The organism is Streptococcus oralis subsp. dentisani, assembly GCF_007475365.1.
Lineage (GTDB): Bacteria > Bacillota > Bacilli > Lactobacillales > Streptococcaceae > Streptococcus > Streptococcus mitis_AX.
Genome location: NZ_CP034442.1, coordinates 1,659,007 through 1,683,845, shown reverse-complemented (window position 1 = coordinate 1,683,845; position 24,839 = coordinate 1,659,007). Strand labels below are relative to the sequence as shown.

At 43.8% G+C, this 24,839-nt stretch carries 14 protein-coding genes, 11 tRNA genes, 3 rRNA genes and 3 pseudogenes; 3 read left to right on the top strand and 28 right to left on the bottom strand.

The window, feature by feature from the left end; genetic code table 11:
- Positions 1-24: 24 nt before the first annotated feature.
- Together rpoB and EJF26_RS08630 are read right to left on the bottom strand one after the other, a co-directional pair.
- Positions 25-3,627 carry a DNA-directed RNA polymerase subunit beta gene (gene rpoB, locus EJF26_RS08635; RefSeq protein WP_000907168.1) on the bottom strand — a complete coding sequence of 1,201 codons (3,603 nt, stop codon included), beginning with the start codon at positions 3,625-3,627 and terminating at the stop codon, positions 25-27.
- A 315-nt stretch (positions 3,628-3,942) separates the two neighbouring features.
- Positions 3,943-4,516 (bottom strand): annotated as a pseudogene (locus EJF26_RS08630) (transposase).
- Between the two features lie 290 nt (positions 4,517-4,806).
- Between EJF26_RS08630 and EJF26_RS10360 the strand changes: the two are divergent.
- Together EJF26_RS10360 and EJF26_RS10355 are read left to right on the top strand one after the other, a co-directional pair.
- Entirely contained in the window at positions 4,807-5,319 is a 513-nt protein-coding gene (locus EJF26_RS10360; protein ID WP_025168959.1) for an ISL3 family transposase, read from the top strand.
- Positions 5,316-6,134: pseudogene (locus EJF26_RS10355) on the top strand (transposase). Before EJF26_RS10360 ends, EJF26_RS10355 begins: the two are co-directional and overlap by 4 nt.
- 116 nt (positions 6,135-6,250) lie before the next feature.
- Here EJF26_RS10355 and EJF26_RS08620 read toward each other — a convergent pair.
- The 19 genes from EJF26_RS08620 to pbp2a all read right to left on the bottom strand — a co-directional run bounded on the left by EJF26_RS08620 (position 6,251) and on the right by pbp2a (position 16,076).
- Positions 6,251-6,324: transfer RNA gene (locus EJF26_RS08620), tRNA-Pro, on the bottom strand.
- Positions 6,325-6,340: 16 nt separating this feature from the next.
- A tRNA-Arg gene (locus tag EJF26_RS08615) sits at positions 6,341-6,414 on the bottom strand.
- Positions 6,415-6,425: 11 nt separating this feature from the next.
- Positions 6,426-6,511, bottom strand: a tRNA-Leu gene (locus EJF26_RS08610).
- 7 nt (positions 6,512-6,518) lie between these two features.
- A tRNA-Gly gene (locus tag EJF26_RS08605) sits at positions 6,519-6,590 on the bottom strand.
- A gap of 21 nt (positions 6,591-6,611) precedes the next feature.
- Positions 6,612-6,684, bottom strand: a tRNA-Thr gene (locus EJF26_RS08600).
- Between the two features lie 12 nt (positions 6,685-6,696).
- A tRNA-Leu gene (locus EJF26_RS08595) sits at positions 6,697-6,778 on the bottom strand.
- A 5-nt stretch (positions 6,779-6,783) separates the two neighbouring features.
- Positions 6,784-6,856, bottom strand: a tRNA-Lys gene (locus EJF26_RS08590).
- Positions 6,857-6,878: 22 nt separating this feature from the next.
- Positions 6,879-6,951 (bottom strand) — tRNA-Asp (locus EJF26_RS08585).
- 4 nt (positions 6,952-6,955) lie between these two features.
- A tRNA-Val gene (locus EJF26_RS08580) sits at positions 6,956-7,028 on the bottom strand.
- Between the two features lie 4 nt (positions 7,029-7,032).
- Positions 7,033-7,148 (bottom strand): 5S ribosomal RNA (gene rrf / locus EJF26_RS08575).
- Positions 7,149-7,224: 76 nt separating this feature from the next.
- Positions 7,225-10,127, bottom strand: a 23S ribosomal RNA gene (locus EJF26_RS08570).
- Positions 10,128-10,256: 129 nt separating this feature from the next.
- Positions 10,257-10,329, bottom strand: a tRNA-Ala gene (locus EJF26_RS08565).
- A 51-nt stretch (positions 10,330-10,380) separates the two neighbouring features.
- A 16S ribosomal RNA gene (locus EJF26_RS08560) occupies positions 10,381-11,927 on the bottom strand.
- The 16S, 23S and 5S rRNA genes sit together here with 11 tRNA genes alongside, the layout of an rRNA operon.
- Before the next feature lie 232 nt (positions 11,928-12,159).
- Positions 12,160-12,231 (bottom strand) — tRNA-Glu (locus tag EJF26_RS08555).
- Between the two features lie 72 nt (positions 12,232-12,303).
- Positions 12,304-12,777, bottom strand: coding sequence for a hypothetical protein (locus EJF26_RS08550; RefSeq protein WP_001049381.1), 474 nt, complete (start codon positions 12,775-12,777; stop codon positions 12,304-12,306).
- A 119-nt stretch (positions 12,778-12,896) separates the two neighbouring features.
- Entirely contained in the window at positions 12,897-13,433 is a 537-nt protein-coding gene (nusG, locus tag EJF26_RS08545; protein ID WP_000376728.1) for a transcription termination/antitermination protein NusG, read from the bottom strand.
- A gap of 56 nt (positions 13,434-13,489) precedes the next feature.
- On the bottom strand, positions 13,490-13,666 hold the full coding sequence (gene secE / locus EJF26_RS08540; protein WP_000505776.1) for a preprotein translocase subunit SecE: 177 nt from the start codon (positions 13,664-13,666) through the stop codon (positions 13,490-13,492).
- A 9-nt stretch (positions 13,667-13,675) separates the two neighbouring features.
- Positions 13,676-13,828 (bottom strand): 50S ribosomal protein L33, encoded by a 153-nt coding sequence (gene rpmG / locus EJF26_RS08535; protein ID WP_001809375.1) that lies wholly within the window; start codon positions 13,826-13,828, stop codon positions 13,676-13,678.
- Between the two features lie 52 nt (positions 13,829-13,880).
- Positions 13,881-16,076, bottom strand: coding sequence for a penicillin-binding protein PBP2A (pbp2a, locus tag EJF26_RS08530; protein WP_000762587.1), 2,196 nt, complete (start codon positions 16,074-16,076; stop codon positions 13,881-13,883).
- Positions 16,077-16,162: 86 nt separating this feature from the next.
- Between pbp2a and EJF26_RS08525 the strand changes: the two genes are divergently transcribed.
- Positions 16,163-17,038: an RluA family pseudouridine synthase gene (locus EJF26_RS08525; RefSeq protein ID WP_125845005.1), complete on the top strand. Its 876-nt coding sequence runs from the start codon at positions 16,163-16,165 to the stop codon at positions 17,036-17,038.
- Positions 17,039-17,116: 78 nt separating this feature from the next.
- Here EJF26_RS08525 and gap read toward each other — a convergent pair whose 3' ends face one another.
- From gap to tkt, 7 genes and pseudogenes are all read right to left on the bottom strand, one after another.
- Complete coding sequence (gap, locus tag EJF26_RS08520; RefSeq protein WP_000260677.1) at positions 17,117-18,127, bottom strand: type I glyceraldehyde-3-phosphate dehydrogenase; 1,011 nt, start codon at positions 18,125-18,127, stop codon at positions 17,117-17,119.
- 177 nt (positions 18,128-18,304) lie between these two features.
- Positions 18,305-18,460: pseudogene (locus EJF26_RS08515) on the bottom strand (ABC transporter permease); the annotation flags it as partial.
- Between the two features lie 46 nt (positions 18,461-18,506).
- A complete protein-coding gene (gene adhE, locus EJF26_RS08510; RefSeq protein ID WP_000763945.1) occupies positions 18,507-21,158 on the bottom strand; it encodes a bifunctional acetaldehyde-CoA/alcohol dehydrogenase in 2,652 nt (883 codons plus the stop codon).
- Between the two features lie 299 nt (positions 21,159-21,457).
- The gene (locus EJF26_RS08505) at positions 21,458-21,868 is read right to left on the bottom strand and encodes an MORN repeat-containing protein (protein WP_000413119.1); all 411 of its coding nucleotides are present in this window, start codon (positions 21,866-21,868) and stop codon (positions 21,458-21,460) included.
- Positions 21,855-22,298: a low molecular weight protein-tyrosine-phosphatase gene (locus tag EJF26_RS08500; protein ID WP_000724849.1), complete on the bottom strand. Its 444-nt coding sequence runs from the start codon at positions 22,296-22,298 to the stop codon at positions 21,855-21,857. Before EJF26_RS08500 ends, EJF26_RS08505 begins: the two co-directional genes overlap by 14 nt.
- A gap of 47 nt (positions 22,299-22,345) precedes the next feature.
- Complete coding sequence (yajC, locus tag EJF26_RS08495) at positions 22,346-22,666, bottom strand: preprotein translocase subunit YajC (protein ID WP_025168961.1); 321 nt, start codon at positions 22,664-22,666, stop codon at positions 22,346-22,348.
- A 128-nt stretch (positions 22,667-22,794) separates the two neighbouring features.
- Positions 22,795-24,771: a transketolase gene (gene tkt, locus EJF26_RS08490; protein WP_000067898.1), complete on the bottom strand. Its 1,977-nt coding sequence runs from the start codon at positions 24,769-24,771 to the stop codon at positions 22,795-22,797.
- Positions 24,772-24,839: the final 68 nt, after the last annotated feature.

The following is a 24,839-nucleotide window of genomic DNA, read 5'->3' as shown; positions in this document are numbered from 1 at the left end:
CCCTTTCTATTCTAAGTGAACTGCTTATTCTTGGTCAGCAGCTTCTTCTGTTGCTTCCGCTTTTGCAGTTTCTTCAGCTTCAAATGCTGCTTTTGCATCTTGGGCTGCTTTTTCGCGGGCTTTTTCAAGGTCATCTACGTGGATGACATCTTCGTCCATTCCTTCATCCAAGTCACGAAGTTCCACTTCTTGATCATCTTCGTCAAGGACACGCATGTCAAGACCAAGAGATTGCAATTCTTTTACAAGAACTCGGAAGGATTCTGGGACACCTGGTTTTGGAATTGGTTTTCCTTTTGTGATAGCTTCATAAGCTTTCAAACGTCCGTTGATATCGTCAGACTTGTAAGTCAAGATTTCTTGGAGAACATTTGACGCACCGTAGGCTTCAAGAGCCCAAACCTCCATCTCACCGAAACGTTGTCCACCAAACTGAGCTTTACCTCCGAGTGGCTGTTGGGTAACGGTTGAGTATGGTCCGACTGAACGCGCGTGCAATTTATCGTCAACCATGTGGTGGAGTTTGATCATGTACATGACACCAACTGACACACGGTTATCAAACGGCTCACCTGTACGTCCATCGTAAAGAATCGTCTTAGCATCGCTATCCATACCTGCTTCTTTAACGGTTGACCAAAGGTCTTCAGAACTTGCTCCGTCAAAGACTGGCGTTGCGATGTGAATACCAAGAGTACGGGCTGCCATACCAAGGTGGAGTTCCATAACCTGACCGATATTCATACGTGATGGCACCCCAAGTGGGTTCAACATGATATCGACTGGAGTTCCGTCTGGAAGGTAAGGCATGTCTTCTACAGGAACGATACGAGAGACAACCCCTTTGTTTCCGTGACGTCCAGCCATCTTATCTCCGACCTTGATCTTACGTTTTTGAGCGATGTAGACGCGAACCAGCATGTTAACACCTGATTGCAACTCATCTCCATTTGCACGGGTAAAGATCTTAACATCACGAACGACACCATCAGCACCGTGAGGTACACGAAGAGAAGTGTCACGCACTTCACGAGACTTGTCTCCGAAGATAGCGTGCAAAAGACGTTCTTCAGCTGAAAGGTCTTTCTCACCCTTAGGTGTTACTTTACCTACAAGGATATCACCTTCTTTAACCTCAGCACCGATACGGATAATACCCATTTCATCAAGGTCTTTAAGCGCATCTTCCCCAACGTTCGGAATTTCGCGAGTGATTTCTTCAGGCCCAAGCTTTGTATCGCGTGTTTCTGATTCGTATTCTTCGAGGTGAACAGATGTGTAGACATCGTCTTTGACCAAGCGTTCGCTCATGATAACGGCATCCTCGAAGTTATAACCTTCCCAAGTCATGTAGGCAACGATTGGGTTTTGTCCAAGCGCCATTTCCCCTTTTTCCATAGAAGGTCCGTCAGCGATAAAGTCGCCTTTTTCAACGACATCACCAACTTTTACGAGAGTCCGTTGGTTGTAAGCAGTACCTGAGTTTGAACGACGGAATTTTTGGATGTGGTAAACATCAAGTGAGCTATCTTCACGGCGTACTTCTACCTTGTCAGCATCTGCGTATGTAACTTTACCATCATACTGAGCAATCACAGCCGCTCCAGAGTCATGGGCTGCTTGATACTCCATACCAGTACCAACGTAAGGAGCTTTTGGATCAATCAATGGCACAGCCTGACGTTGCATGTTGGCACCCATGAGGGCACGGTTGGAGTCATCGTTTTCCAAGAAAGGAATACATGCAGTCGCAACGGCAACTACCTGTTTCGGTGACACGTCCATGTAGTCAACCACTTCTGCTGGATACTCTTGGTTGACCCCTTGATGACGTCCCATGACAACTTTCTCAGCAAAAGTACCATCTTCGTTGAGGCGAGAGTTAGCCTGCGCTACAGTAAATTCATCTTCTTCATCGGCTGTCAACCAAACGATTTCGTTTGTGACTACACCTGTTTCACGGTCAACCTTACGGTATGGAGTTTGAACAAATCCATACTTGTTCAAGTGTCCGTAAGATGACAAGTTGTTAATCAAACCGATGTTAGGTCCTTCAGGTGTCTCGATTGGACACATACGACCATAGTGAGTGTAATGCACGTCACGGACTTCATATCCAGCACGGTCACGTGTCAAACCACCAGGTCCTAAGGCTGACAAACGGCGTTTGTGAGATAACTCAGAAAGTGGGTTGTGTTGGTCCATGAACTGTGACAACTGTGATGAACCAAAGAATTCTTTAACCGCAGCTGTTACAGGACGAATATTGATAATTTGTTGTGGTGTTAAAACTTCATTGTCCTGAACAGACATACGTTCACGGACATTACGTTCCATACGAGAAAGTCCAAGACGCACTTGGTTGGCAAGCAATTCGCCAACTGCGCGGATACGACGGTTCCCAAGGTGGTCGATATCATCCACACGTCCAATACCTTCCGCCAAGTTGAGGAAGTAGCTCATTTCTGCAAGGATATCCGCAGGAGTCACAACACGCACCTTGTCGTCTGGATTGGCATTTCCGATGATGGTTACAACACGGTCCGGGTCCGTTGGGGCAACAACCTTGAATTTTTGAAGCACAACTGGTTCTGTCAGAACAGCTGCATCGTTTGGAATATAAACGATCTTGTTCAAGTCGCCATCCAAGTGACTCTCGATACTTTCAATCACGTTGCGAGTCATAACGGTACCAGCTTCTACCAAGATTTCACCAGTTTCAGGGTCTACCAATGGCTCCGCAATGGTTTGGTTGAGCAAGCGTGTTTTAACGTTGAGTTTTTTATTGATCTTGTAACGACCAACTGCTGCCAAATCGTAGCGGCGTGGGTCGAAGAAACGTGCCACAAGCAAGCTACGTGAGCTCTCAGCAGTCTTAGGTTCACCTGGACGAAGGCGTTCGTAGATTTCTTTCAAGGCTTCGTCTGTACGAGAGTCCATTGGATTCTTGTGGATATCTTTTTCAACAGTATTGCGAACCAATTCACTGTCACCGAAGATATCAAAGATTTCATCATCACCTGAGAAACCAAGTGCACGAACCAAGGTCGTAAATGGAATCTTACGAGTACGGTCGATACGAGTATAAGCGATGTCTTTTGAGTCGCTTTCAAGTTCCAACCAAGCTCCACGGTTAGGGATAACAGTTGAGCCGTAGCCCACTTTACCGTTCTTGTCTACTTTGTCATTAAAGTAAACACCTGGTGAGCGGACCAACTGAGAAACGATAATACGTTCACCACCATTGATGATGAAAGTACCCATTTCGGTCATGATTGGGAAATCACCAAAGAAGACTTCTTGGGTCTTGATTTCGCCTGTTTCTTTATTGATCAAGCGGAAGGTTACAAAAATTGGTGCTGAGTAGCTAGCATCGTGGATACGAGCTTCTTCGAGCGTGTATTTTGGTTCCTTGATTTCATAGCCAACAAATTCCAACTCCATTGTGTCTGTGAAGTTTGAAATTGGCAATACATCTTCAAACACTTCCTTAAGACCGTGATCTAGGAAATCTTTGAATGAATCCGTTTGAATTTCAATCAAATTTGGTAAGTCAAGAACTTCTTTGATTCTTGAAAAACTACGACGGGTACGATGTTTCCCGTATTGAACGTCATGTCCTGCCAAGATGATTCTCCTTTGTAAATAAATTCCAAGCCTTGTCAATCAGGCTTTTCTAATCGTCATATGGTTATAAAAAACCTTATCACCATGTCCTTCTGATAAATTTTCAGAATCTTTAAATCTTTGTTACAAGCACTCGAAAACCTGAAAAAAAGCACAAAAAGAGCAGCTAAATCTGACTTTTTCAGAAGATTTAACTGCTGTGAGCCTTGTCTGGACAATATTTCAGACAAAACCTACGACAAATGATTATTCATATTATACCTTATTTAGCTAGATTTTTCAAGATTTTTTTACTATTTTTTAAACAATCTTTTCCTATATATTATTGCTAAATTTCGAGTTCAAGTTAGCCAGCAAGCAGAAATTCTCTGGGAGACTTGTAGCCCAAGCATTTTTTAGGATAGTTGTTAATCCAATTTTCGATGAAGGCGACTTCCTTAGGAGTCGTTTTCTTAGTACCTTTTCTAGGATAAAGGGGATTCTGTTTGTTCAATCCCAATTTTACATGATGAATCCAGTAGTAGATGGTTGACATTCCCAATGTAAGACCCTTAACCTTGACCATCATTTCAGGAGACAACTTTTGGTTATGATAGTGGAGAATCTTTTGTTTTAGTTCTTTGGTCAAGATTGATTTCTTCACGAAGCGCTTCCGATTGGTTTCATAAAGCATTTGAGCATAGTCGGCATAATAAATCTTTTTGAATCGTCCCTTTTCTAGACATTGCAGGACTGTCCCACGCTTGATTTCATTGTGGATGGTCTGAGGAGCTTTTCCAAGTAGAGAGGCGATTTCTCTATTTGATTTCCCTTATATTTTCCATCGTTCGATTAAGCGACGACTATGGATTGTCAAGTGTTTAGCTTTTGTAGTATAATTGATTTGCATCTCTGTTCCTTTCTTGTGTTTGTGGTGAACAACAAGTATAACACAGAGGTGTTTTCTTATGCCTATATGATCTTTCATTTGACAACATCTTCAAGCCTATTATCAAATGAAATCAGGAGCTAACTATAAGTTAGTTAAATCATTACATTTTTAGGAAGGCTAGGTGGGGCTCTATAATATTTGTAGTGGGTAAATCCCCTATAGATATGATGGAGCCTATTTTGTTGTAGAAAAAAAGTCCCATGAGATCTATAATGAAAAGCGACCAAACCGTCATTAGAAAGAATCATATGGAACCATTATATTTTATCACAAAACTACTAGACATTAAAGACCCTAATATCCAAATTATGGATGTTGTTTATAGAGATACCCTCAAGGAAATCATCGCTAAACTGGACTACGACGCCCCATCTTGTCCTGATTGCGGAAGTCAAATGAAGAAATATGACTTCCAAAAACCTTCTAAAATTCCTTACCTTGAAACAACTGGTATGCCTACAAGAATTCTTCTGAAAAAGCGTCGTTTCAAGTGCTATCAGTGCTCGAAAATGATAGTCGCTGAGACTTCCCTAGTCAAGAAAAATCATCAAATCCCTCGTATTATCAATCAAAAGATTGCTCAAAAGTTGATTGAAAAGACTTCTATGACCGATATTGCTCATCAGCTGGCCATTTCAACTTCAACTGTCATTCGCAAGCTCAATGACTTTCACTTAAAGCATGACTTCACCTGGCTTCCAGAAATTATGTTCTGGGATGTTGAAACAGTCAGGGGAGTGACTGTTTCAATCGGGAGATGAAGATGAGTTTCATTGCACAAGATTTTGACAAGTTTCATATCATCACTGTTCTTGAAGGTAGAACACAAACTATCATAAGAAATCACTTTCTGCACTACGATCGAGCTGTTCGTTGTCAGGTGAAAATCATTACGATGGATATGTTTAGTCCCTACTATGACTTGGCTAAACGACTTCGCTTTCGAATTTCTAGGCTCAGGCTGAAACAGTCTACCAGACTGTTTCACTCCCAAATGCAAAAATTGTACTTGATCGTTTTCATACTTGTCCAACACTTAAGTCGTGCTATGAGTTGTGTTCGTGTCCAAATTATGAATCAGTTTGATAGAAAATCGCACCAATATAAGGCGCCGAAACGCTACTGGCAGCTCATTCAACAGGATAACCGTAAACTCAGCGATAAGAGATTTTATCGCCCTACTTTTCGTATGCACTTAACGAATAGAGAAATTCTAGACAAGCTTTTGAGCTATTCCGAAGACTTAAAACACCACTATAATCTCTATCAGCTCTTGCTTTTTCACTTTCAGAATAAGGAACCGAAGAAATTTTTCGGACTCATTGAGGACAACCTAAAGCTGGTTCATCCTCTTTTTCAGACTGTCTTTAAAACCTTTCTCAAGGACAAATAGAAAATCGTCAACGCCCTTCAGTTACCCTATTCTAATGCAAAATTAGAAGCGACTAATAATCTCATTAAACTCATCAAACGAAATGCCTTTGGTTTTCGAAATTTTGAAAACTTCAAAAAACGGATTTTCATCGCTCTCAACATCAAAAAAGAAAGGACGAAATTCGTCCTTTCTCGATCTTAGCTGACTTCAACCCACTACAGTTGACAAAGAGCCAAATTGGCAGACGCACCAGATTTAGAATCTGGCGCTTAACGGCGTGAAAGATACTCACTTAAGTATCTTGGTCAATAAATCAATCGGGAAGACAGGATTCGAACCTGCGACACCTTGGTCCCAAACCAAGTACTCTACCAAGCTGAGCTACTTCCCGAGTTAAATAGAAAAAATGCACCCTAGAGGATTCGAACCTCTAACCGCCTGATTCGTAGTCAGGTACTCTATCCAGTTGAGCTAAGGGTGCTCATTATTATATGCCGAGGACCGGGATCGAACCGGTACGATCGTTTCCAATCGCAGGATTTTAAGTCCTGTGCGTCTGCCAGTTCCGCCACCCCGGCCTCTCTAAGCGAACGACGGGATTCGAACCCGCGACCCCCACCTTGGCAAGGTGGTGTTCTACCACTGAACTACGTTCGCATCGACCTCTTCTAGTTTTAATGCCGGCTACATGACTTGAACACGCGACCCTCTGATTACAAATCAGATGCTCTACCAACTGAGCTAAGCCGGCTAATTTCTACTATGCGGGTTAAGGGACTTGAACCCCCACGCCGTTAAGCGCCAGATCCTAAATCTGGTGCGTCTGCCAATTCCGCCAAACCCGCAAATATGACCCGTACTGGGCTCGAACCAGTGACCCATTGATTAAAAGTCAATTGCTCTACCAACTGAGCTAACGAGTCTAAAATAACTTCTGTTATCTTACGGTCCCGACGGGAATCGAACCCGCGATCTTCGCCGTGACAGGGCGACGTGATAACCGCTACACTACGGGACCTATATGGGAGTTAACGGGATCGAACCGCTGACCCTCTGCTTGTAAGGCAGATGCTCTCCCAGCTGAGCTAAACTCCCTAGAGCTAAGCGACTTCCATATCTCACAGGGGGCAACCCCCAACTACTTCCGGCGTTCTAGGGCTTAACTACTGTGTTCGGCATGGGTACAGGTGTATCTCCTAGGCTATCGTCACTTAACTCTGAGTAATACCTACTCAAAATTGAATATCTATCAAATACCAAGTAAACCTTACACTTCGTATCCTCAGTTACTTTGGATAAGTCCTCGAGCTATTAGTATTAGTCCGCTACATGTGTCACCACACTTCCACTTCTAACCTATCTACCTGATCATCTCTCAGGGCTCTTACTGATATATAATCATGGGAAATCTCATCTTGAGGTGGGTTTCACACTTAGATGCTTTCAGCGTTTATCCCTTCCCTACATAGCTACCCAGCGATGCCTTTGGCAAGACAACTGGTACACCAGCGGTAAGTCCACTCTGGTCCTCTCGTACTAGGAGCAGATCCTCTCAAATTTCCTACGCCCGCGACGGATAGGGACCGAACTGTCTCACGACGTTCTGAACCCAGCTCGCGTGCCGCTTTAATGGGCGAACAGCCCAACCCTTGGGACCGACTACAGCCCCAGGATGCGACGAGCCGACATCGAGGTGCCAAACCTCCCCGTCGATGTGAACTCTTGGGGGAGATAAGCCTGTTATCCCCAGGGTAGCTTTTATCCGTTGAGCGATGGCCCTTCCATGCGGAACCACCGGATCACTAAGCCCGACTTTCGTCCCTGCTCGAGTTGTAGCTCTCGCAGTCAAGCTCCCTTATACCTTTACACTCTGCGAATGATTTCCAACCATTCTGAGGGAACCTTTGGGCGCCTCCGTTACCTTTTAGGAGGCGACCGCCCCAGTCAAACTGCCCGTCAGACACTGTCTCCGATAGGGATAACCTATCCGGGTTAGAGTGGCCATAACACAAGGGTAGTATCCCAACAACGTCTCCTTCGAAACTGGCGTCCCGATCTCATAGACTCCTACCTATCCTGTACATGTGGTACAGACACTCAATATCAAACTGCAGTAAAGCTCCATGGGGTCTTTCCGTCCTGTCGCGGGTAACCTGCATCTTCACAGGTACTAAAATTTCACCGAGTCTCTCGTTGAGACAGTGCCCAAATCATTACGCCTTTCGTGCGGGTCGGAACTTACCCGACAAGGAATTTCGCTACCTTAGGACCGTTATAGTTACGGCCGCCGTTTACTGGGGCTTCAATTCATACCTTCGAGTTACCTCTAAGCACTCCTCTTAACCTTCCAGCACCGGGCAGGCGTCACCCCCTATACATCATCTTACGATTTAGCAGAGAGCTGTGTTTTTGATAAACAGTTGCTTGGGCCTATTCACTGCGGCTGACCTAAATCAGCACCCCTTCTCCCGAAGTTACGGGGTCATTTTGCCGAGTTCCTTAACGAGAGTTCTCTCGCTCACCTGAGGCTACTCGCCTCGACTACCTGTGTCGGTTTGCGGTACGGGTAGAGTATGTTTAAACGCTAGAAGCTTTTCTTGGCAGTGTGACGTCACTAACTTCGCTACTAAACTTCGCTCCCCATCACAGCTCAATGTTATAGATATAAGCATTTGACTCATATCACACCTCACTGCTTAGACAGACACTTCCAATCGTCTGCTTTAGTTAGCCTACTGCGTCCCTCCATCACTACATACTCTAGTACAGGAATATCAACCTGTTGTCCATCGGATACACCTTTCGGTCTCTCCTTAGGTCCCGACTAACCCAGGGCGGACGAGCCTTCCCCTGGAAACCTTAGTCTTACGGTGGACAGGATTCTCACCTGTCTTTCGCTACTCATACCGGCATTCTCACTTCTATGCGTTCCAGCACTCCTCACGGTATACCTTCATCACACATAGAACGCTCTCCTACCATACCTATAAAGGTATCCACAGCTTCGGTAAATTGTTTTAGCCCCGGTACATTTTCGGCGCAGGGTCACTCGACTAGTGAGCTATTACGCACTCTTTGAATGAATAGCTGCTTCTAAGCTAACATCCTAGTTGTCTGTGCAACCCCACATCCTTTTCCACTTAACAATTATTTTGGGACCTTAGCTGGTGGTCTGGGCTGTTTCCCTTTCGACTACGGATCTTAGCACTCGCAGTCTGACTGCCGACCATAATTCTTTGGCATTCGGAGTTTATCTGAGATTGGTAATCCGGGATGGACCCCTCACCCAAACAGTGCTCTACCTCCAAGAATCTCTAATGTCGACGCTAGCCCTAAAGCTATTTCGGAGAGAACCAGCTATCTCCAAGTTCGTTTGGAATTTCTCCGCTACCCACAAGTCATCCAAGCACTTTTCAACGTGCCCTGGTTCGGTCCTCCAGTGCGTCTTACCGCACCTTCAACCTGCTCATGGGTAGGTCACATGGTTTCGGGTCTACGACATGATACTAATGCGCCCTATTCAGACTCGGTTTCCCTGCGGCTCCGTCTCTTCAACTTAACCTCGCATCATATCGTAACTCGCCGGTTCATTCTACAAAAGGCACGCTCTCACCCATTAACGGGCTCGAACTTGTTGTAGGCACACGGTTTCAGGTTCTATTTCACTCCCCTCCCGGGGTGCTTTTCACCTTTCCCTCACGGTACTGGTTCACTATCGGTCACTAGGGAGTATTTAGGGTTGGGAGATGGTCCTCCCAGATTCCGACGGGATTTCGCGTGTCCCGCCGTACTCAGGATACTGCTAGGTACAAAGACTATTTTAAATACGAGGCTATTACTCTCTTTGGCTGATCTTCCCAAATCATTCTTCTATAATCTTTGAGTCCACATTGCAGTCCTACAACCCCGAAGAGTAAACTCTTCGGTTTGCCCTCCTGCCGTTTCGCTCGCCGCTACTAAGGCAATCGCTTTTGCTTTCTCTTCCTGCAGCTACTTAGATGTTTCAGTTCACTGCGTCTTCCTCCTCACATCCTTAACAGATGTGGGTAACAGGTAGTACCTGTTGGGTTCCCCCATTCGGAAATCCCTGGATCATCGCTTACTTACAGCTACCCAAGGCATATCGTCGTTTGTCACGTCCTTCTTCGGCTCCTAGTGCCAAGGCATCCACCGTGCGCCCTTATTAACTTAACCTTATTAACCTAATTTTTTCAAAAATTAGAAAACTCATTAAATACTTACAGCGTTTCGGTTTATTTTCTTGTTACTATTTGATATAGATATTCAATTTTCAATGTGCATTACTTGGTGATCTCTCACCAATGGAGCCTAGCGGGATCGAACCGCTGACCTCCTGCGTGCAAAGCAGGCGCTCTCCCAGCTGAGCTAAGGCCCCACAAGACCTCTCAAGACTAAACAAGACCAATGTGCAGTTCCTTATCCTTAGAAAGGAGGTGATCCAGCCGCACCTTCCGATACGGCTACCTTGTTACGACTTCACCCCAATCATCTATCCCACCTTAGGCGGCTGGCTCCTAAAAGGTTACCTCACCGACTTCGGGTGTTACAAACTCTCGTGGTGTGACGGGCGGTGTGTACAAGGCCCGGGAACGTATTCACCGCGGCGTGCTGATCCGCGATTACTAGCGATTCCGACTTCATGTAGGCGAGTTGCAGCCTACAATCCGAACTGAGACTGGCTTTAAGAGATTAGCTTGCCGTCACCGGCTTGCGACTCGTTGTACCAGCCATTGTAGCACGTGTGTAGCCCAGGTCATAAGGGGCATGATGATTTGACGTCATCCCCACCTTCCTCCGGTTTATTACCGGCAGTCTCGCTAGAGTGCCCAACTGAATGATGGCAACTAACAATAGGGGTTGCGCTCGTTGCGGGACTTAACCCAACATCTCACGACACGAGCTGACGACAACCATGCACCACCTGTCACCTCTGTCCCGAAGGAAAGCTCTATCTCTAGAGCGGTCAGAGGGATGTCAAGACCTGGTAAGGTTCTTCGCGTTGCTTCGAATTAAACCACATGCTCCACCGCTTGTGCGGGCCCCCGTCAATTCCTTTGAGTTTCAACCTTGCGGTCGTACTCCCCAGGCGGAGTGCTTAATGCGTTAGCTGCGGCACTAAACCCCGGAAAGGGTCTAACACCTAGCACTCATCGTTTACGGCGTGGACTACCAGGGTATCTAATCCTGTTTGCTCCCCACGCTTTCGAGCCTCAGCGTCAGTTACAAGCCAGAGAGCCGCTTTCGCCACCGGTGTTCCTCCATATATCTACGCATTTCACCGCTACACATGGAATTCCACTCTCCCCTCTTGCACTCAAGTTAAACAGTTTCCAAAGCGTACTATGGTTAAGCCACAGCCTTTAACTTCAGACTTATCTAACCGCCTGCGCTCGCTTTACGCCCAATAAATCCGGACAACGCTCGGGACCTACGTATTACCGCGGCTGCTGGCACGTAGTTAGCCGTCCCTTTCTGGTAAGATACCGTCACAGTGTGAACTTTCCACTCTCACACTCGTTCTTCTCTTACAACAGAGCTTTACGATCCGAAAACCTTCTTCACTCACGCGGCGTTGCTCGGTCAGACTTCCGTCCATTGCCGAAGATTCCCTACTGCTGCCTCCCGTAGGAGTCTGGGCCGTGTCTCAGTCCCAGTGTGGCCGATCACCCTCTCAGGTCGGCTATGTATCGTCGCCTTGGTGAGCCGTTACCCCACCAACTAGCTAATACAACGCAGGTCCATCTGGTAGTGGTGCAATTGCACCTTTCAAACAGTTATCATGCAATAACTGCTATTATGCGGTATTAGCTATCGTTTCCAATAGTTATCCCCCGCTACCAGGCAGGTTACCTACGCGTTACTCACCCGTTCGCAACTCATCCAGAGAAGCAAGCTCCTCCTTCAGCGTTCTACTTGCATGTATTAGGCACGCCGCCAGCGTTCGTCCTGAGCCAGGATCAAACTCTCATTAAAAGTTTGAGTTCTCACTCATTTCTGTCACTGACAGATTTATTGTTTTTTCATTGTTCAGTACTATAACCTTAGTTATAGTGCCCTGCACATTGGTTCGTCTTGTTCAGTTTTCAAAGGTCTTTGTCACTCAATCTCTCTCAAGCGACAACTATATTAGTATATCACAGCTGTTGACCTATGTCAACAGTTTTTTGAAACTTTTTTTACTTTTTTCGTCCCTGCGATACACACATAGTCCGTACGGGATTCGAACCCGTGTTACCGCCGTGAAAAGGCGGTGTCTTAACCCCTTGACCAACGGACCTTGAGTTTTTCAACTCTTTCTATTATACCTACTTTTCAAACTTTGTCAAGATCTTTTTTGCCTATTTTCAGTTTATCTAAAATCACTCAATACCACTCTTAATTCTCCTAGAAGTGCCTTGCGTCCTTTGAAACATTCTCCTCCCATCAGACGTTCTAGTTGTTCTTGTTTTTCTTTCCCCTGACTTGCCTTGTAATTCTTTAGAAGCTCATGAAAGAGATAATAATCATCCAGTCTCAGTCCTTTTTCTCCTAGGCGATGGCTGATTTCACTCACCTCCTCATAAGGCTCTTTGTCGAAACGGCGCTTGTGACTTTCCTGTTTACGGATGTAGTCTAGGATGCGATTGCGGAATTTGGTTTTAAAGCACACATATAATCGGCGACGTTCACCAACTAGTAACTCTGGATGGTGACTGACCAGCTCATACAGGCACAGCATCCCCTCCTGGTCCCAGTCCTCTTTCTCCCACAGATGTAAATGGTATTCTTTGCGGCACTTATGGACAATCCCTTTACTTTCTTCATACAACTCTTTTAGATTCATAGACCTCTCCTTTCTGCATTTAGTTTAACAAAATGCACGAACCCATGGTCTATTTCCTCTATTCTATACTTCTTCCTCTCTCAACGGCACATAAAAAGAGAGACAAGGTCTCTCTGGGGTTATAATTCTGCAATTTGGTTGAGATTCACTTCTGCAATCGTATCATTACCAAACATAGAGATAATCATCTTCACTTTGTTGTTATCGATTTCAGTAATTTTCCCTGTGTAATCTGCAAAAGCGCCATCAATGATGCGGACAGTCTGGCCAACTTCAACGTCAATATCGAACTCTTGAACCGTTTGTCCCATAGAAACCAGAATATCACGGATTTCTTGTTCCAATAGCGGAGTTGGTTTTGATCTGTTTCCATGTGACCCGACGAATCCTGTTACGTTAGGTGTGTTTCGAACAACGAACCACGCTTCATCTGTCATGACCATTTCTACAAGGACATAACCCGGAAAGCGATTCTCTTCAATTTCCTTTTTCTTTCCATTTTTCTCAACTTGCACGGTTTGTGTTGGAATCTCAACGCGTAGAATATTATCCAACATGTTATATGTTTGCGCACGTTGCAATAGATTTTCTTTTACCTTATTTTCATAGCCAGAATAAGTTTGTAGAACAAACCATCCTTTGTCAAAACTATCCATGATATTTCCTTTCATACATAATAGAAGAAAGCCAGCAGAAGTCTTCCGCTTTTCTTCTAAAAAATGTTAATAAATCGAATCAAACCTGAAACAATCAACTGGTCAAAAATGTAAATGATAACCACAAAGAAGGCTGTGTATTCCATAATTGAGCGAAAATCTCTCCAGCTTTCTTTGCGAGTTGGCCAAGTTGTTTCTTTAAGAAGTTTAAAAATATCCTTAATAAAACCCATCGTTCTCTCCTATCTCGTTTCTCTATGTGTCGTATATTTCCCACAATGTTTACAAAATTTATTTACTTCTAGTCGTGTTGGCTTGGGGTTCCCACTAATTTTGATTGAATAATTTCTTGAACCGCAAACTGCACAAGCTAGGCTTGCTTTTTTTAGTGCCATAACGCCTCCATCTTATCTATTATAACAAGAAACCTAGGCTTTGACAAGCCTCTTAACGAAAGAGATTGACGAAAGAGTCCCAGATTGTCTGGGCTTTTTCTTTTATCTTTGCATCCGAAATCGCACGTCCCGCTTCGTCTACAAGATTTTGAGCACGACTACGAATATCTCCTAGCGGATCCTCGGAGTGGTTCGTCTCATTTTCAACGACCTGCTTTTTCGTATTTTCTGGCTCAATACCATTTTGTTTATAAGCATTCTCAACCGTAAAAGTGCTGCCGGGAGTATAAGGCAAGATAGTATTGGCCATGCTTCTAAAGACATGGGCTGCTCCATTAGAAGTCGACCCTGCTAGATAATGATTCTCATCTGTTGTTGGGAAGCCGAGCCAGTGGCTGATTACCACATCCGGAGTATAACCAATCACCCACTGGTCACTCGTATATTCCGGGTTGAAAACAGCTTCAGTCGTACCCGTTTTACCAGCCATAACATAATCTGCTGGCGACGAACTGATTCCTGTACCATTGGTAAATGTTCCTAGCATCATGCTGGTCATTTTATCAGCTACAGACTTATCAATCACTCGTTTTTGGGAATTTTTATGACTCTTAATGACCTGACCACTGGCATTTTCGATACGAGTGATGAAATGCGCCTCAGGCATCAGTCCTTCATTAGCAAAGGCTGCATAGGCTTGTGCCATCTGAAGAGGATTCGTCTCTACTCCTCCACCTAGAGCAACTCCGAGAACACGGTCAACTTTATCCATATTCAGGCCAAATCTCTCACCAGCGTCAAAAGCTTTGTCAATCCCCAATTTATTTACAGTCGCAACTGCTGGTAGGTTGAGTGATTCCGCCAAGGCCTGATACATAGGTACTTCTGGAGATGTCTTAATACCCGCATAGTTGTCTACTTGATAACTGTCATACTGCATGGTGTGGTTGTCCAGTTGCTTGTTCAGAGCCCATCCGGCTTCTACTGCAGGTGTATAAACAACTAAAGGTTTAATGGTTGAGCCTGGGCTACGCTTAGACTGAGTTGCATAGTTGAAATTGCGAAAGCCTAGTTTGTCATCACCAGCTACGCGACCGACAACTCCACGCACTCCACCAGTCTTGGGTTCTAGAGCGACACTACCTGATTCGGCATGTGTTCCGTCTTCTGCTGTTGGAAATAGCGAAGTGTTTTCATAAATAACCTGCATGTTTGCTTGGTAGTTTTGGTCAAGCTCTGTGTAGATTCGATAGCCGTTGTTGACAATCTCTTCTTCTGTGAGATTGTACTTGGAAACTGCTTCGTTGACAACTGCATCAAAATAGGACGGGTAACGATAATCCGAAACTTTGCCTTCATACTTATCTTGCAGTTGAGAAGCCATATCTACTCCAGCCGCTTCAGTCTCTTGATTTTTATCAATATAACCCGCTGCAACCATATTTTGCAAAACAGTATCCCTGCGGTTGGTCGAATCTTCAATGGAATTCAACGGATTATACAACTCTGGCCCCTTGAGCATTCCAGCTAGAGTCGCCGCCTGATTAAGTGTTAGTTGCGAAGCGGATACACCGAAATATTTCTTACTTGCATCTTCAACACCCCATACTCCATTTCCAAAGTAGGCGTTATTGAGGTACATCGTAAGTATTTGCTCCTTGCTGTATTTTTTTGTCAACTCTAAGGCAAGGAAAAACTCCTTGGCCTTCCGTTCAACGGTCTGGTCCTGGGAAAGATAAGCATTTTTTGCCAACTGTTGAGTGATGGTGGATCCCCCTCCAGAACGGCCTGCTGTAAGGATGGCTAGAAAGAAACGACCGTAGTTAATCCCATCATTTTTATAGAAGGAACGGTCCTCTGTCGCAACGACCGCATTCTGCAAGTCTTTACTGATATCTGTCAGCTCAACATAAGTCCCCTTTTGACCGGAAAGGGCGCCTGCCTCTTTTTCTTCGCGGTCAAAAATCAGAGTTCGCGTTTTCAAGGCATTTTGCAAGTCATTGACATTGGTCGACTTGGCTATCGCAAACAAGTAGGTTCCTACTAGCAAACCTGCACTTAACCCTAAAATGATGACGATCTTTGTCAGATGGTAACGACGCCAAAATTTTCGAATTGGGCCTACTTGGGACAATTTTTTTCTATCGCTCCGTGAACGACGCATGCTAGTCGAATCAGAGTCCGCTGATTCATTCGTTTCTTTTTTAAAGAGAGAAAGGAACTTCTCAAATAATTTATCTAATTTCATGCGTTTATTTTATCATCTTCACCATTGGAACTCAAGAATTTAGCTATTCCCTATTCAAATAGGGCTTTTTTTGTTACAATATCTGTATGCAATTAACATTTACATTACCATCATCCCTGCCTCAAATGACGGTCAAACAATTCCTAGAGGAACAACTCCTCATTCCTAGAAAGATTCGCCATTTTCTAAGAATCAAGAAGAACATCTTGATCAATCAAAAACAAGTTCACTGGAACGAGATGGTCAAACCAGGGGATATTTGCCAATTGACTTTTGACGAGGAAGATTATCCCAAAAAGGAAATCCTTTGGGGCAATCCAGACCTCGTTGAGGAAGTTTATCAAGACCAACATCTCATTATCGTCAACAAACCTGAGGGTATGAAAACCCATGGAAATCAACCTGATGAAATCGCCCTTCTCAACCATATCTCTGCCTACGTTGGCCAAACCTGCTATGTCGTTCATCGCCTGGATATGGAAACAAGCGGTTTAGTGCTTTTCGCTAAAAATCCTTTTATCCTTCCTATTCTCAATCGTTTATTGGAGAAAAAGGAAATCGCTCGTGAATACTGGGCATTCGTAGAGGGGCAAGTAGGGAGCAAAGAACTTATCTTCCGAGATAAAATTGGTCGTGATCGACACGATCGCAGAAAACGAGTAGTAGATTCTAAGAAGGGGCAACATGCCGAAACTCAGGTAAGCCGACTGAAGCAATTTCCAAATAAGACTTCTCTTGTTCGTTGCAAACTAAAGACTGGTCGAACGCATCAAATCCGTGTTCACCTCTCTTATCACAAGCATCCTATCCTAGGCGATCCTCTCTATAACTCTAGATCAAAAGCAAGCCGGCTGATGCTCCACGCCTTTCGACTTTCCTTTACCCATCCGCTTACTTTAGAGAAATTAAGCTTCACTGCTCTTTCTGATACATTTGAGAGAGAATTAAAAAAGAATGGATGACCGCTAAATCATCCATTTTGTTTTATCTAAAAATAGAAAAAGCAAGACCTTCTGGCCTTGCTTTTATCGACTCAAGAATTATTTAGCAATTTTTGCGAAGTATTCAAGAGTACGAACAAGTTGTGCAGTGTATGACATTTCGTTGTCGTACCATGATACAACTTTAACCAATTGTTTGCCGTCAACGTCAAGAACTTTAGTTTGAGTTGCGTCGAACAATGAACCGTAAGACATACCTACGATATCTGAAGATACGATTGGATCTTCAGTGTATCCGTATGATTCGTTAGCTGCTGCTTTCATAGCTGCGTTTACTTCATCAACAGTAACGTTCTTTTCAAGAACTGCTACCAATTCAGTAACTGATCCAGTTGGAGTTGGAACACGTTGTGCAGATCCGTCAAGTTTACCGTTCAATTCTGGGATTACAAGACCGATAGCTTTAGCAGCACCAGTTGAGTTAGGAACGATGTTTGCAGCACCAGCGCGAGCACGGCGAAGGTCACCACCACGGTGTGGTCCGTCAAGGATCATTTGGTCACCAGTGTAAGCGTGGATAGTAGTCATCAATCCTTCTACAACACCGAAGTTGTCTTGAAGAGCTTTAGCCATTGGAGCCAAGCAGTTTGTAGTACATGAAGCACCTGAGATAACTGTTTCAGTACCGTCAAGAACGTCGTGGTTAGTGTTGAATACAACTGTTTTAACGTCGTTTCCACCAGGAGCAGTGATAACAACTTTTTTAGCTCCGCCAGCGTGCAAGTGTTTTTCAGCAGCTGCTTTCTTAGCAAAGAAACCAGTTGCTTCAAGAACGATTTCTACACCGTCAGTAGCCCAGTCGATTTGTTCTGGATCACGTTCAGCAGAAACTTTAACGAATTTACCGTTAACTTCAAATCCACCTTCTTTAACTTCTACAGTACCGTCGAAACGACCTTGAGTTGTGTCGTATTTCAACAAGTGTGCAAGCATAACTGGATCTGTAAGGTCGTTGATGCGAGTAACTTCAACACCTTCTACGTTTTGGATACGGCGGAAAGCAAGACGACCGATACGTCCGAAACCGTTAATACCAACTTTAACTACCATTAGTGATTTCCTCCTTATGAAAATCATGAAATTTTTATTGTGAAAAGAGTAACTTGAATCACTACAAATCACCTTTCAACAAATCTATTATATAACTATTTGAGTTGAATTGCAAGCGCTGGCCTTGTTTTTCTATGTCAGTTTCTTTTTGATAGGAAGCCTCTGTAATTTCTTTCCCTACTCATAGCGTAAGGATTCTACAGGATCCATTTTACTAATCTTACGTGCTGGGAAGAATGCTGAACCATAGCCAAGAAACAAAGCAAAAACGAAAGTCCCTAAAATAGAGAGAATATTTAATTCAAAAACTTTAGAGATAGACGGAGAGAAATGTACAAAAAAGAGACAGGATTTCTCCTGCCTCTAGGCTGATAAACGATTATTTACGACGTCCTGGACGTTCTGCATAACCATAGTAAGCATCTGCCATGATTTCTTCCATGTCAGCTACCATTGGCAAGCGAGGGTTTGCAGGTGAACATTGGTCTTCATAAGCAAGCAAGGCAATTTCATGCAAGCTGTCTTTCCAAACTTTTTCATCGATTCCAAAGCCTTTGAAGTTCATTGTGATACCAACTGCTTCACCAAGTTCGTAAACAGCTTTAGCGTATGCTTCAACTGCTTCTTCTGGAGTTGAGTGAGGCAATCCAAGCATTTTCGCGATGTCTTGGAATTTCTCATCAGCTTTCCAGTAGTTGTATTTAGGCCATGTAGTCGTCTTAGATGGACGAGTTCCGTTGTAACGAATAACGTATGGAAGCAAGATTGCGTTTGTACGTCCGTGAACAGTATGGTGAACCGCACCGATCTTGTGGGCCATTGAGTGGCTCATACCAAGGAAGGCATTGGCGAAGGCCATACCAGCCATTGTAGACGCGTTATGCATTTTTTCACGTGCTTCTGGGTCAGCTGTCTTAACAGATTTTTCCAACCATTCAAAGACAAGCTTGATGGTTTGAAGCGCAATCCCGTCTGTGTAGTCGTTCGCGAAGTTTGAAGTGTAAGCTTCAGTCGCGTGAGTCAAGACGTCCATACCAGTGTCAGCTGCAATGAAGTCTGGAACTGATTCAACCAAAGCAGGGTCAACAATCGCAATAGTTGGCGTCAATGAGTAGTCAGCTAATGGATATTTGCGGTTGTTTTTCTTATCAGAGATAACGGCAAATGGTGTTACTTCTGAACCTGTACCTGAAGTTGTTGGGATACCGATGTACTTCGCTTTCTTACCAAGTGATGGGAAGCGGAAGGCACGTTTACGGATATCCATGAATTTTTGAACCAAATCACGGAAGTCGATTTGTGGTTGTTCGTAGAAGAGCCACATCACTTTCGCTGCATCCATTGGAGAACCACCACCAAGAGCGATGATTGTGTCTGGTTCAAATGCTCTCATCACTTCAGTACCACGTTCCACTGTTGTGATATCTGGATCTGGTTCAACATCTGAGAAGACTTGGACAGTAACACGGTTGCTACGTTTGTTCAATTGGTCAATAATGCGTTGAACAAAGCCAAGTTTTTCGATAGATTTATCTGTAACAATCATAACGCGTTCAATATCTTCACATGTTTGAAGGTATTGGATAGAATTGCGTTCGAAGTAAATTTTTGAAGGAACTTTAAACCACTGCATATTATTTCTACGTTTCCCTACTTTCTTGATGTTTAGAAGGTTGATAGCGCTCACGTTATCACCAACTGAGTTGCGTCCGTATGAACCACATCCAAGTGTCAATGATGGGATGAAGGCATTGTATACGTCACCGATACCACCGAAAGTAGATGGAGAGTTCCAGATAATACGCATTGCTTTGATTTCTGTACCAAAGCGTTTAGCAAGAGCTTCGTCTTTTGTATGGATGGCCGCTGAGTGACCAAGTCCGTTAAACTCAACCATTTGACGTGCTTTTGTAAGACCGTCTTCTGTATCTTCAGCTTTTAGGACAGCGATAACTGGTGACAATTTTTCACGAGTCAATGGTTCTTTTGGTCCTACTTCTGCACATTCTGCAGCCAAGATGTTTGTTCCTTCTGGAACGCTGAATCCTGCTTGTTCTGCAATCCATGCTGCTGGTTTACCAACGATGTTTGCATTTAGTTTAGCACCTGCACAGTTTTTGCTGTTTGCTTTCACGCCAAAACAGAATTCTTCAAGAAGTGCTTTTTCTTTTTTGTTTACAAAGTAAGTGTGGTATGATTTGAATTCTTCTACAAATTCGTCATAGACTTCTTTATCAATGATAACCGCTTGCTCTGATGCACAGACCATACCATTGTCAAATGATTTAGACATGACGATATCATGAGCAGCTTGACGGAGGTCAGCAGATTTTTCTACATAAGCAGGAACGTTTCCGGCACCTACCCCAAGAGCTGGTTTCCCACATGAGTAAGCCGCCTTAACCATAGCATTACCACCAGTTGCAAGGATAGTTGCAACACCTTCGTGGTTCATAAGCGCTCCAGTTGCTTCCATAGATGGTTCTGTAATCCATTGAACACAGTTTTCAGGTGCTCCAGCTGCGATAGCTGCATCACGAACGATTTGTGCTGCGTGAGCAGAAGATTCTTGAGCTGATGGGTGGAAAGCAAACACGATTGGATTACGTGTTTTCAAAGCAATCAATGATTTGAAAATAGCTGTTGATGTTGGGTTCGTTGTTGGAGTGACACCACAGACTACTCCGACAGGCTCTGCAATTTTAGTCAAGCCAGTAACAGGGTCATCTTCAATGACACCGACAGTTTTAACACCACGCATGTTATTGACAACGTGTTCACAGGCAAAAAGGTTTTTTGTAGCCTTATCTTCAAATACTCCACGACCAGTTTCTTCAACTGCATGTTGTGCAAGGATACCGTGCGCGTCAAGTGCTGCAACCGAAGCTTTTGCCACGATATAGTCAACTTGCTCTTGGTTCAACTTGCGCATTTCATCAAGCGCAACCAAGGCTTTTTTCACTAACCCGTCGACATGCTTTTCAGCAGCGAGTTGTTTTCCCTCAGGTGTTAACGTTTTTTTATCAGCCATATTGTCCTCCATAGACTTCAAGGATTTAATCCTTTGTTAATTTTTTCACAAGTTTATTATAACTCTTTTTCAAGACTTTGTAAACCGTTTCATAAGCATTTCACAAAGAAATTTTATGAGATTGTGATTTTTTTCTCAATACGGCTACGCAATAGAGTTTTGCTTGGATGATTGTGAAATTGTGATAAAAAATTTTTTATTTCACAAAGTTTTTTCTCATTGATAATCAGACATCGACTCCACTTCTAGAAAGCGTTTTCTTTTTCGTTTTTGACAATAGCCCCCTGATTAGGAGGCTATTATTTTTGTTGAAAGACACCTTGTTTAAAGCTGCCTTGATAGACAACTTCTTGCTCTGTAGTCAACTTCCCTTGACCTTCAGCCTGGCCATTTACAAAATCACCTTCATATTTCCAGCCAGATTTGGACTGGAAGGTTCCTTTACCATTGAAGGCCCCATTGTTGAACTCACCTGTGTATTGATCACCATTTTCAAAGGTCAGGGTTCCTTGACCATTCATCTTTCCTCTTACCACGGTTCCATCATAAACAAGTGCACCATTATCAAGTGTCATAACACCCTGTTTAGGTGTGTTTAGTAGAAAAACCGAGATGGCACAGATAGCGATTAGAAGGACTGTTACAATCTCTATACGTGGGCGAGTTAGATAAACTCGATATTTTTCAAAGATTTCTTTAAGCTTTTCCATTGTCACTCTCATTTTCTAAACGATCTAGCCAGCTTTGGCATCCATTTGTGATACGCGCATAGGTTTCCTCAAAATCTCCTGTATACCAAGGATCTGGGACACTTTCAACCGCAAAAGAGTAGATCTTGTACTGTAGTTCCTGAGGACACATGTGACGCAGATCTGAAACGTTTGAGGCATCCATACCGATAATGTAATCAAACGACTCAAAGTCTTCTCTGCCAATCTGGAGTGATGTTTTGTCTTTGTCATACGGGATCCGATATTGCTGGAAAATCCCTTGCGTTCCCCTATGAATCGGATTGCCATGTTCCCATGATGACGTTGCCCGGCTTTCGACGTGGTAATCGCTCGTTATGGACTTCATCACAAACTCTGCCATGGGACTTCGGCAAATATTTCCTAAGCAAACAAATACTATTTTTTTCATCCCTTTTCCTCTCGTCTCATAGAAAAACGGGAGTGACAGGTCCCGTTTTATTCTTCGATTGCTCCGCCTTCGTCAACAACTGTTCCTTCTGGTGTCACAGCTTCTTTGAGTGGCAAAACAGTCTTAATCGCAGCCAATTCAAAAGTCAAATAAACGCCATCTACATCCAGTACGATTGTACCTTTCTCAGTATCTACTTCATCCACTGTTCCGTAAAGGCCACCGATTGTAATCACTTCATAGCCTTTTTGAAGCTTGTTCAAGCTTTCCATACGCTTTTGTGCTTGTTTCTTTTGAGAACGTTGCATAAAGAACATCAAGGCAAACATACCTACAAGCATGATCACAAATGTTAAATTTGGACTAATATTTTCCATAGTATTTTCTCCTTTGTATTTTACATAGGACTACTATATCAAATTTCAGCTACTTTTACAAGATTGTGCCTTGTTTTTATGATTATAAAAAATCAGAGCTTTCACTCTGATTTCTACGATTATTTCAAGTTTTGGACAACTTTGACTAGATTTTCTACCGTAAATCCATGCTCTGCCAAGACTTTTGGTGCTGGGGCAGATGCTCCGAAGGTATCAATACCGAGAACTGCACCATCAAGACCGACATATTTGTACCAGTTTTGAGTTGCACCCATTTCAACTGCAACACGACGGCGGATTGCACTTGGAAGGATTTCTTCCTTGTAAGCTGCATCTTGTGCGTCAAAGACATCTGTAGATGGCATGCTAACTACACGGACTTTTGCGCTTTGACTAGCCAATTCTTTGGCAGCTGCGACAGCCAAATTCACCTCTGAACCTGTTGCAATCAAGATAGTATCAAAGTCTGCTGCATTTTCATAGACAACATAGGCACCTTTTGCAACCTTGTCAAAGTCTGTTCCCTCTTCGACAGTCAAGTTTTGACGTGTCAAGACAAGGGCAGTTGGTGTTTTTTCGCTTGTCACTGCAAGGTACCAAGCCGCTTGAGTTTCACGCGCATCTGCTGGGCGGAAAACATTCAGATTTGGCATAGCACGGAGACCAGCTAAGTGTTCAACTGGTTCGTGAGTTGGACCATCTTCACCAACTGCAATAGAATCGTGGGTGAAGACATAAGTCACAGGAAGTCCTTGCAAGGCTGACAAACGGACAGCTGCTTTCACATAGTCAGAGAAGACAAAGAAAGTACCACCGTAAACACGAAGTCCACCATGAAGAGCCATCCCGTTCAAAATCGTTCCCATTGCAAATTCACGAACACCAAACTGAATGTTGCGGTTCAAGCGATTGGCATCATCTTGAAGTCCATCCGTTTTGATGTAAGTCATGTTTGAGTGAGCAAGGTCAGCTGAACCACCTAAGAAAGTTGGCAATTTAGCAGCTACAACGTTCAAAGCATCTTGACTTGAATTACGAGTTGCTTGAGAGAAGCCATTTTCTAAGGCTGGGAAGTCTGCTGGAGTCACTTTAACTGGATCACGGCCGTCGATAATGGCTTCTACTTCTGCAGCAAGTTCTGGATGCGCTTCTTTATAATCAGCAACTAGTTTTGTCCAAGCTTGATAAGCTGATGCACCACGGTCTGCAACATTTTCTTTAAAATCAGCATAAACTTGCTCTGGAATTTCAAATGGTTCATAGTCCCAACCGAGGGCTTGACGAGTTGCTGCAGTTTCGTCGGCTCCAAGAGGAGCACCGTGTACAGCATTGGTTCCTTGTTTGTTTGGAGAACCGTATCCAATAACAGTCTTCACTTCAATCAAAGATGGTTTGCCTGAAGCTTTAGCAGCTTCGATAGCCGCATGGATTGCTTCCAAGTCTGTTCCATCTTCAACCAAGGCTGTATGCCAACCGTAGGCATTGTAACGGTCACGAACACTTTCTGTAAAGGAATCCTTTGTCTCACCATCCAAGTTGATGTCATTTGAATCATACAGAACCACCAACTTGTCAAGTTTTTGCAAACCTGCGTATGAAGCTGCCTCACTTGAGACACCTTCCATCAAGTCTCCGTCTCCACAGATCACATAAGTATAGTGGTCAAAGATATTGAAGCCTTCACGGTTATACTTCGCTGCAAGGAAACGTTCTGCTTGGGCAAAACCAGTAGCAGTTGAAATCCCTTGCCCTAGAGGACCTGTCGTAGCGTCAACCCCTGCAGTATGCCCAAATTCTGGGTGACCTGGTGTTTTGGAACCCCATTGGCGGAAGTTCTTGACTTCATCCATGCTGACATCTTCAAAACCAGAAAGGTGAAGAAGGGCATAGAGAAGCATAGATCCGTGTCCTGCTGAAAGAATAAAGCGATCGCGGTTAATCCAGTTTGGTTGAGCTGGATTGATACGAAGTTGCTTTGTAAAGAGGCTATAGGCCATTGGAGCAGCCCCCATAACCACCCCTGGGTGACCTGAGTTTGCTTTGTTGATGGCGTCAATACCTAGAAAACGAATTGCATTAACAGATAGATTTGACATAGAATTTCCTTTCTCTTTGAGGTGATTAATGAATCACACATTCTATTTTACTATTATATGAAAAAATG

Coding starts and splice junctions, on each gene's coding strand:
- secE (WP_000505776.1), bottom strand. CDS start 13,666: ATGGGTTTTATTAAGGATATTTTTAAACTTCTTAAAGAAACAACTTGG.
- tkt (WP_000067898.1), bottom strand. CDS start 24,771: ATGTCAAATCTATCTGTTAATGCAATTCGTTTTCTAGGTATTGACGCC.
- gap (WP_000260677.1), bottom strand. CDS start 18,127: ATGGTAGTTAAAGTTGGTATTAACGGTTTCGGACGTATCGGTCGTCTT.
- adhE (WP_000763945.1), bottom strand. CDS start 21,158: ATGGCTGATAAAAAAACGTTAACACCTGAGGGAAAACAACTCGCTGCT.
- nusG (WP_000376728.1), bottom strand. CDS start 13,433: ATGGATAGTTTTGACAAAGGATGGTTTGTTCTACAAACTTATTCTGGC.
- EJF26_RS08500 (WP_000724849.1), bottom strand. CDS start 22,298: ATGAAAAAAATAGTATTTGTTTGCTTAGGAAATATTTGCCGAAGTCCC.
- EJF26_RS08525 (WP_125845005.1), top strand. CDS start 16,163: ATGCAATTAACATTTACATTACCATCATCCCTGCCTCAAATGACGGTC.
- EJF26_RS10360 (WP_025168959.1), top strand. CDS start 4,807: ATGGAACCATTATATTTTATCACAAAACTACTAGACATTAAAGACCCT.
- EJF26_RS08505 (WP_000413119.1), bottom strand. CDS start 21,868: ATGGAAAAGCTTAAAGAAATCTTTGAAAAATATCGAGTTTATCTAACT.
- rpmG (WP_001809375.1), bottom strand. CDS start 13,828: ATGGCACTAAAAAAAGCAAGCCTAGCTTGTGCAGTTTGCGGTTCAAGA.
- pbp2a (WP_000762587.1), bottom strand. CDS start 16,076: ATGAAATTAGATAAATTATTTGAGAAGTTCCTTTCTCTCTTTAAAAAA.
- EJF26_RS08550 (WP_001049381.1), bottom strand. CDS start 12,777: ATGAATCTAAAAGAGTTGTATGAAGAAAGTAAAGGGATTGTCCATAAG.